Here is a 7,488-nt window from a genome sequence, read left to right as displayed (position 1 = left end):
CTGAGTTTGCCGTTCATGACCTCGGTGCAGGCTTGCCCGATGGCGGCGGCACGCCCGGCGTCGAGCAGTCCGAGCTCGTGGTTGGTGCGGGCGGCGGCGAGTTTCACGGCGGCCAGGCCGCGGACCAGGTGCATGTTGGAGGACAGTGGYTGGCCGGTGATGGGGAAGTTCTCCACGGCCCGGAGGGTGTGGACGCCCCAGTAGGCGCCGGCGGGAACRTCCCGGTCRCCCAGGAGGTCGTGTTCGGAGCGGAATTCTGCGCGTTCGTCGAGCGAGGTCATGGCGGTCCCTTACAGGTCTTTGGGGGCGGGGGAGATCTTGGGGTCAGCGAGGAAATCGGTGGCCTTCAGCAGCCCTACGGGCCGGCCGCCGCCCAGCACAGGGGTAGCGGCGAGGCGCGCCAAGGGCGAGGTGTCGACGTCGAGCGCGGCCAGGACCCGGACGGTGACGGGCATCCGGGCGCGGTCTCCGCCGTCGGAAACCTTCACGGCGAGGGCGCGGCCGTCCGGGAGGCCCACCAGCTGGACGCCCTCGAAGCCGTCTTTGGCGAGCAGGCCGGGGACCAGACGCATCAGCGCGGTGACGTCCCGGTCCTCGCCCGCAACCATCTCGGGGTGGCGGCGCATGGCGCGGCCGACGGCGGCTTCCGCTTCGCCGGATCCGGTCGCGGCAGCCGCGGCCAGGCGGCCAAAGGCGCGGGCCATGCCGCGCAGCGTGAGCGCGAAGAGCGGGGTGCCGCAGCCGTCAGTGGTGGTGCGCTGGGGGTCTTCACCGGTGAGGTCCGCCACGGTCTGGGCCACCAGCTGCTGCAGCGGGTGCGCCGGGTCCAGATAGCCCTGGACCGGCCAGCCGTTGATGACGCAGGTGGCCGCCATGGCGGCATGCTTTCCGGAACAGTTCTGCGTCAGTTGGGTGGCCCGGCCGCCGCCGCCGAGCCAGTCTTCGCGTTCGCGGGCGCCGTAGGGGAGATCGGTGCTGTTCTCGAGGTCCGCTGGCGTCAGGCCGTGCAGCTCCAGGATGCGCCGGGCGCCGTCAAGGTGGCTGGCTGCGCCGGAATGGCTGGCGGCGGCGAGGGCGAGCAGTTCGTCCGGGAGGTCCAGCCCGGCGCGGACCATGGCGACGGCCTGCAGGGGCTTCAGGGCGGACCGCGGGTAGAACGGGGCGAGGGGCTCCCCGGCAGTGAGTAGGATCTGGCCGTCCGCTGCGGTGGCGATGACCGAGCCGTAGTGGACACTCTCGACCAGCCCGTCCCGGGTCTGGACCGCAAGCGGGACGTGCTGCGGCAGCCACTCCGGGGCGAGCGGGGTCGGGGTGTTGTCGAGGGCAGGGGAAGTCATTGCGTCCTTTGGCGGTGGCGGTTGATGCGGTTGTGGTGGCTGGTCACTGTGTTGGTGCTGGTTTTGCCGGTGCTGACCAGATTGCTTCCGGCATTGCTGACGGAACCAGGCACCAGGCACCTGACGTCAGGCGTTGAGGATCGAGTCGAGGGCAATGCCAACGGCGTGCAGATGCCGGCTCATGGCGATGCGCGCCGTCGCCGCGTCGCCGGCTTCGATCGCGGCCAGGATGCGCCGGTGCTCCTCGTCGGACGCGTGCTGGCGGTCCGCCACCATGTTCAGGGTCTCGGACTGGTGGGCGAGGGCGTCCCGGATGTCCGCGACGACGTTCTCGAAGACCTTGTTTCGGCTGGCCCGCGCGATCAACGCGTGGAAGCTGGAGTCCAGGCCCACCCACACTTCGGGGTCGTCCTCGCCGCTCATCGCGGCGACGATGTCGCGCAGCGTTGCCAGCTCCTCGGCCGAACGGCGTTCTGCAGCCAGTCCGGCTGCGGGAACCTCGATATGGGGACGCGCCTCCGTGAGGTCGCGGGCCGAGTATTGGCCCAGGACCAGGTCCTTTGCCACGCGGTTGGCGACGACGAACGTGCCCCGCCCGGTCTTGGTGACCGTCAAGCCCAAGGCGGTGCAGGAGCGCAGGGCCTCCCGGATCACGGAGCGGCTCACGCCGTACTGCTGGGCAAGAGTGGCCTCGGAGCTCAGCTTGGCGCCGACGCCGAGCCTGCCGGATTCGATCTCGGTGCGGAGGACGTTGAAAACGGCTTCGGCGGCACTGAGGCGAGCCAATGGCTGTCCTGCTGTCCGGCTGTCTGACAGGTTCACGCTTTAAAATATGGCAGGGATCACACCGGGGTGTCAAGTATGACGGCGGCCCCGGGGGGTCCGGGGCCGCCGTCGCCGCTCGGGCTGGAGTTCCGGCGGCGGCCTACTTGCCTGGGTTTGTGTCCGGGCTGCTGGCCGGGACTACTGGACCTTGGACGGGCGGGTGCGGACCAGCGCGGTGACGCCCGCGGCCAGTCCGATCAGCCCTGCGGCCAGCCCGATCCAGCCGGCGGCGGATCCGCCGTCACTGGACATGCCCGCTGCCGCTGCCGGGGCCGCCGAGGGTGCGGTCGTCGTGGCTGCGGCGGGGACGGCTGCGCCGTGGGCGTCGGCGTCCTTGGCCGTGGTCACGAAGGAGGGTGCCGGGTGCCCGGGTTCGGCCTGGCCCTCGACCGTCTTCTCGTCCCACTTGACGACGGTTCCATCGGTGTAGGTCTGGGCCGTCGGCAGCGTCACCGTGGTTCCCGCGTCCGGCAGGACGCCGACGGACAGTGAGAAGGCCTGGTACTCGTCCGGTCCGATCTGGTGGGCCTCGTCCGCGGTCCAGACCACGGAACTCGGGGCCTTGGTGACCGTGGCGCCGGCGATCGTGATCGGCTTCGGCAGGTCGCTCGTGGTGATGACGGCCTTCCAGCCCTCGACAGGCTTCACCGACACCGAAGTGAACGGGGTGTCCGTGGGCAGCGTGACTTCGAGTTTGCTGGTCTTGGCCGACTCGGACTCGCTGGGGACATTGAACGTCAGGTGGCTGTATCCGCCCGCGGCCGGATCATCGGTGTCGACGTGGACGTGGGCGGAGGCGGCTGCTGCGCCGGCGGCGAGCAGGCCCGCGGTCATCGTGGCGGCAGCGGCGGTTTTGAGGGTACGGCGAAGGGGGGACTTCATGGCAAGGGTGCCTTTCACTAACGGATATCAGGTGGGGAGCCGTCCGGTGCGTTGTCCTTCCGGCGGTAGCAGTGGGGTGGCCACCTGCTGTCCCCGTCCATATGTGAAAGGGAATGATGTCAGGCGGCGGGCGACAGCTCCGGAGGTCCGCGCCTGGCCGGCAGGCGAAGGCCAGCCCGGGCTTTGGGGAGGACCAGGTTGACCGCGCGGGGGCGGGGTACGCGCAGGGGCGCGGCGGCGGAGGGCTGGGGCAGCCGCACGAGCGGGCGCAGCCAGGAAGCAAGTGCGGACAGAGCCTGCTCGCTGCGGGCGAGCAACAGTGCCGTGCCGAGCGTCGCCATCGCGTGTGCGGCGAACATGGCTCCGCCTATGTCGGCCGCCGAAACCGCCATGGAAGGGTCGGGCATCGCCGGGGCAATGGCAGCCGCCGAATGGCCCGGATGGCCCGAATGACCCGCAGCCATTCGGGCCTGGAGGGCCGCGGGCGCCCCTGAGGACAAGGCGCCGAAGGACCAGTGCAGCCACAGTTGCCCTACGCCGAGCAGGCCGGCCAGGGCCGGAAAGGACAGTCGGACGCGGGTCAGTACGGCCACGGGGACCATCGCCACGGCACACAACGCCGTCACGATCGCCGGCTCGGGCAGACGTCCGCCGCCGGCCAGGTGGCCGCCGGCTGCCAGCGCCACGATGATGGATCCGATCAGACCTGTGCGGAACAGCCGGAAGGGAGCGCGCGTCATCGTGTGCAGTCCTTTCCGGATTCCGTGGGGTCTGGTTGTCGCTTAAGTCCCTTAAATCCTACGGGCCATTGCGAACCGTCACGCCCGCGCGCGGCTGAACCGCCCAATCTGTGGAGGCAGGGCTGCGCCAGCCGTGCAGTGATGGCGGGTGCCTTCGGTCGCCGGCAGTTGCCCCTGCCTGCCCAGTGCGCCGGTACGTACGTGCCGTTATAGCCCTGTGCAGGCATCTTGGCCCGTCCTATACTGGAAATGCCTGCAAAGCGGCACGTTCGTACCGCCACGGTTCGGGCCCACAGGGTTCGATCCCACAGGTTGGTACGCACACAGAGTTCGAACCCAGAGCGTTCGTACGCACGAACGCCGGACCCTCGGACGTATCTTGATCAACGGGAGGTGGCCATGGGGAACGCATTTCCGGGCGAACTCGCTGCCGAGGCCCGGGCCCGGCGCGGGTCGCTCCGCCTGAGCCAGCGTGAGCTGGCCGAACTGGCCGGAGTCTCAGAGCGCTTCGTCCGGTTCGTCGAACAGGGAAAACGCACGGTGCAGCTGGACTCCCTGCTGGCGCTCCTGGACACGCTGGGGCTGGAACTCCGGGTCCAGACCCGGACCAGCGCCGCAGCCCGTGCCCTCGCAGGCCCGGTGGCCGGCCTGCGGGCCGACGGTGAACTGCGGGACGGGCCGGAAGCCCGGCCATGAGGCACCGGATCGCGGATATCTACAAGGCCGGCGTGCTGGCGGCCCGGCTGGAGCGGCACGACGGCGGCACCAGGTTCACCTACCTGCCGGCCTATCTGGCGTCCGGGGGCCCCGCCGTCGCGAGCTCCCTGCCGCTAACTCCGGGACCCGTGCTGTCCGCGGCGGGAGCGGCCCCGCCGTATTTCACCGGGCTTCTGCCGGAGGGCCGGCGGCTGAATGCGTTGCGCCGTTCCATCAAGACCAGCGTGGATGATGAGCTGTCCTTGCTCATCGCGGCCGGTGCCAACCCGGTGGGTGACGTGCAGATCGTCGGCCACGGCGAGAAGCTGGACCCGGACGAGCACGCCGTCGAGCTTGACCCCGCAACGCCCGTGGATTTCGAGGCCCTGCTGGGCGACTCCGGGCTGATCGACCCGGTGGCCCTGGCGGGGGTGCAGGACAAGCTGTCCGCTGGAATGATCTCCATGCCGGTGGCCAGCGCCGGCCGGCGCTACATCCTCAAACTCAACGCGCCCGAGTTCCCGCACGTCGTCGAAAACGAGTACGCGATGTTCCGGTACGCGGCGCGGCTGCGGATCCCTCTGAGCCGGGTCCAGCTGATACGCGACGTCGCCGGGCGGCCCGGGTTGCTCGTGGAACGCTTCGACCGGGTGCCTGTGGCCAGTGGCACTGTATCCGGTGGGCCTGTCGCCGGCGTGTCGGGGCCCAAGGCGGCGGCCAGGTCGCCGCGGGCCGTGCAGCGGCTCGCCGTCGAGGACGGTGCGCAGGTGCTGGGCCTCTACCCTGCGGACAAGTACAACGTGGGATACGGGCAGGTGTGCCATGCGCTTGCGGCGTATTGCGCGGCACCGCTGCCCGCGTTGCGGAATTTGGCCCTCCAGGCGGCATTTGCGTGGCTGACGGGCAACGGCGACCTGCACGCGAAGAACGTTTCCATGGTGCAGCAGCCGGCCGGAGAGTGGTCCATCGCGCCGGTATACGACATCCCGTCCACGGTCGTCTACGGGGACAAGACACTCGCCCTGACCCTGGACGGCAAGCGCACAGGGATTTCCCGGAAGCACTTCCTGGGCTGGGCCGCGGGGATGGGGCTGACTGAACGTGCCGCCGTCCAGGTGCTGGAACTGGCGCTGAAGGCCTCGGAACCGCTGCTGGCGGATCTTCAGGCGGGCACGGCGTTCCGCTCCATGACCGACGACGGCGCCTCGCCGTTTTCAGCGATGGTCACCCGCGACTGGGTCAAGGAACTCAAACACCGGCGCAGGCTGCTGGCCGGGTGATGCCGCCGGCGCCGGCTCGGCTTGCGCCGGATGCCGTTGCCGGACGGGGTTGCGTGGAGCCTCAGAGGTGCTGGATGCCCGCCCGCTGCATGGCGTCTTTGTAGACCTCGACGTTCTTGGCGAGGAGCTCTTCCTGCTTGGCCGGAGATACCGCGAAGGCGCGGCCGCCAAGTGCGGTGGCCTTGTAGATCTTGACACCATGATTCTTCAGCGAGGAATGGTAGGTCTTCTCGAAAAGCGTCAGGAAGGAGTGGGCGTCCGCGCCGTGCGCAATTACGGCCGAGACGCGCTTGTTGATCTTGAGGAACTGGCGGAAGGGCCGGAGGCCGTCCGTCTTCTCCTGGACGTTCAGGGCCGAGGATGCCTCCGGATCGCGGATCCACGGGTAGGCGTTCCACGGCATCACATAGCGGGGGTCCAGCTCTGCGGCCTCGTAGATGGAGGTGGCGCGGCGGGCGGCTTCATCGTCGTTGAAGTGCGAGACAAAGCCCGATTCGGTGCCCTTGCCCGGGCTGATATGCAGGCTGACGATCCGGCATTCGTCCTCGTCGTGGATGGGGTCGATGTACGGGACCACGGATCCAGGCTTCTTTTCCATGAGTTCGTCACACAGCTGCGTCACGGCGGCGATGTTCGGCTCCTGCAGCAGGGTCTTCTTTTCGTCCCAGTCAATCGTCACGATTTCTCCCTCAGCACTTGGCGTCCAGAATCAGGCGGCTTCCTCCACTCTACGCTTTCGCGGCAGGGGGTGTTTCGGCCGGGACCTATTCGGCCGGGGCTGCGCGGGGGTTTGCCCTGAGTCAACGGCCCTCTGGTGACGGCCGTGAGGCGGGCGTAGGCTTAAAGCGCCTGCAGGTAACCATCTGATGACTCCGGGTTGTTCGGGACACGGAAGTGTCCGAGCCGTCTCTTAGCGAGATCGCGAAGGTACCTGCAGGCCTGACGTCCGCCGCCGCCCAGGTGGTCGGGCGCTTTTCTTTGCCGCTGACATGCTGGATGCGATGAAGCGTGGCGAGCCGAGGGCAAGAGCCGCGAATCGAGTGCTTCGAATAGCGGCCCGTCGCCCGGCAACTGTGCCCCGAGGCCGAGCCAATGTTAGTTCGGGCCCGCACGGCAGCCAACGAACTGGTCCCTATGCCGCAGCCCCAACTTTGGGCTTTCCACGCCTGAGCGCTTTGGCTTGGTGCCGGAGCTGGCGCCGGCGGCGGGAGCCCGGCTGGTCTGTGGCTGACGGCCGAAGCGGTGTTCCGGGCAACGGCGGCGCGGTGGAACGGTACGTGTGGCCGGTGGGGGTGGTGAGTTCGATGGTGTGCCTCGCGCCGATGCTCGAGGCGGATCCGGGTGCGGCTTCGGGGCTGGGGCGTGCTTTCCAGCCGGGGGTTTCTTTGGTGTGGTTGCAGGCTTCGCAAAGTCCGGCGGCGTTGTCCGTGGTGGTCGGGCCGCCGCTGTGCCAGGGAATGATGTGGTCCAGGTGGCGGATGGGCGCGTCGCAGTACGGGGTCCGGCAGGTATCGTCTCTGGCCTGGATGAAGCGGCGGTGCCCGGGCGGGAAGAGCCGGGCGCGGGAGTCCATGGCGATGAGCTCCCCGCTCCCGGGGTGGGTGTAGAGCCGCCGGAGCCAGAGGTTGAACGCGGGGTCATCGCCGCTCCCTCCGGTGCCACCCGGTCCAGGGCGACCACTGTGCCCCGGACCGCCGGACTGGCCGTCACCGTTTCTGTCCGTGTTTC

Annotated in this window: 8 protein-coding genes and 1 pseudogene; 2 read left to right on the top strand and 7 right to left on the bottom strand. The window is 69.1% G+C overall.

Annotated features, from left to right (window positions below; translation table 11 throughout):
* From aspA to AC1DBX_RS20575, 5 genes and pseudogenes are all read right to left on the bottom strand, one after another.
* Positions 1–281 (bottom strand): annotated as a pseudogene (gene aspA, locus AC1DBX_RS20595) (aspartate ammonia-lyase); the annotation flags it as partial.
* A gap of 9 nt (positions 282–290) precedes the next feature.
* Entirely contained in the window at positions 291–1,337 is a 1,047-nt protein-coding gene (locus AC1DBX_RS20590; RefSeq protein WP_476932660.1) for an asparaginase, read from the bottom strand.
* 126 nt (positions 1,338–1,463) lie between these two features.
* Positions 1,464–2,159 (bottom strand): FadR/GntR family transcriptional regulator, encoded by a 696-nt coding sequence (locus tag AC1DBX_RS20585; protein ID WP_476932659.1) that lies wholly within the window; start codon positions 2,157–2,159, stop codon positions 1,464–1,466.
* A gap of 141 nt (positions 2,160–2,300) precedes the next feature.
* Positions 2,301–3,044: a YcnI family copper-binding membrane protein gene (locus tag AC1DBX_RS20580; protein WP_476858092.1), complete on the bottom strand. Its 744-nt coding sequence runs from the start codon at positions 3,042–3,044 to the stop codon at positions 2,301–2,303.
* A 119-nt stretch (positions 3,045–3,163) separates the two neighbouring features.
* A complete protein-coding gene (locus AC1DBX_RS20575; protein WP_476932658.1) occupies positions 3,164–3,784 on the bottom strand; it encodes a hypothetical protein in 621 nt (206 codons plus the stop codon).
* Between the two features lie 399 nt (positions 3,785–4,183).
* Here AC1DBX_RS20575 and AC1DBX_RS20570 point away from each other — a divergent pair, with 399 nt between their 5' ends.
* The gene (locus AC1DBX_RS20570; protein WP_223914978.1) at positions 4,184–4,480 is read left to right on the top strand and encodes a type II toxin-antitoxin system Y4mF family antitoxin; all 297 of its coding nucleotides are present in this window, start codon (positions 4,184–4,186) and stop codon (positions 4,478–4,480) included.
* Entirely contained in the window at positions 4,477–5,760 is a 1,284-nt protein-coding gene (locus tag AC1DBX_RS20565) for a type II toxin-antitoxin system HipA family toxin (RefSeq protein ID WP_476932657.1), read from the top strand. The genes AC1DBX_RS20570 and AC1DBX_RS20565 overlap by 4 nt, the downstream gene beginning before the upstream one ends.
* 61 nt (positions 5,761–5,821) lie before the next feature.
* Here AC1DBX_RS20565 and AC1DBX_RS20560 read toward each other — a convergent pair whose 3' ends face one another.
* Complete coding sequence (locus tag AC1DBX_RS20560) at positions 5,822–6,439, bottom strand: uracil-DNA glycosylase family protein (protein ID WP_028276890.1); 618 nt, start codon at positions 6,437–6,439, stop codon at positions 5,822–5,824.
* Between the two features lie 453 nt (positions 6,440–6,892).
* Positions 6,893–7,488, bottom strand: a 596-nt coding sequence (locus AC1DBX_RS20555) for an HNH endonuclease (protein ID WP_476932656.1), incomplete at its 5' end; no start/stop codon positions are given.

The sequence above is a fragment of the Arthrobacter sp. 10N44_2 genome (assembly GCF_056394385.1).
This window is presented reverse-complemented; position numbering and strand designations above follow the sequence as displayed.

Bases quoted from the DNA above. Each gene is read 5' to 3' on its own strand.
- AC1DBX_RS20580 (WP_476858092.1), bottom strand. From the start codon at position 3,044: ATGAAGTCCCCCCTTCGCCGTACCCTCAAAACCGCCGCTGCCGCCACG.
- AC1DBX_RS20575 (WP_476932658.1), bottom strand. From the start codon at position 3,784: ATGACGCGCGCTCCCTTCCGGCTGTTCCGCACAGGTCTGATCGGATCC.
- AC1DBX_RS20565 (WP_476932657.1), top strand. From the start codon at position 4,477: ATGAGGCACCGGATCGCGGATATCTACAAGGCCGGCGTGCTGGCGGCC.
- AC1DBX_RS20570 (WP_223914978.1), top strand. From the start codon at position 4,184: ATGGGGAACGCATTTCCGGGCGAACTCGCTGCCGAGGCCCGGGCCCGG.
- AC1DBX_RS20590 (WP_476932660.1), bottom strand. From the start codon at position 1,337: ATGACTTCCCCTGCCCTCGACAACACCCCGACCCCGCTCGCCCCGGAG.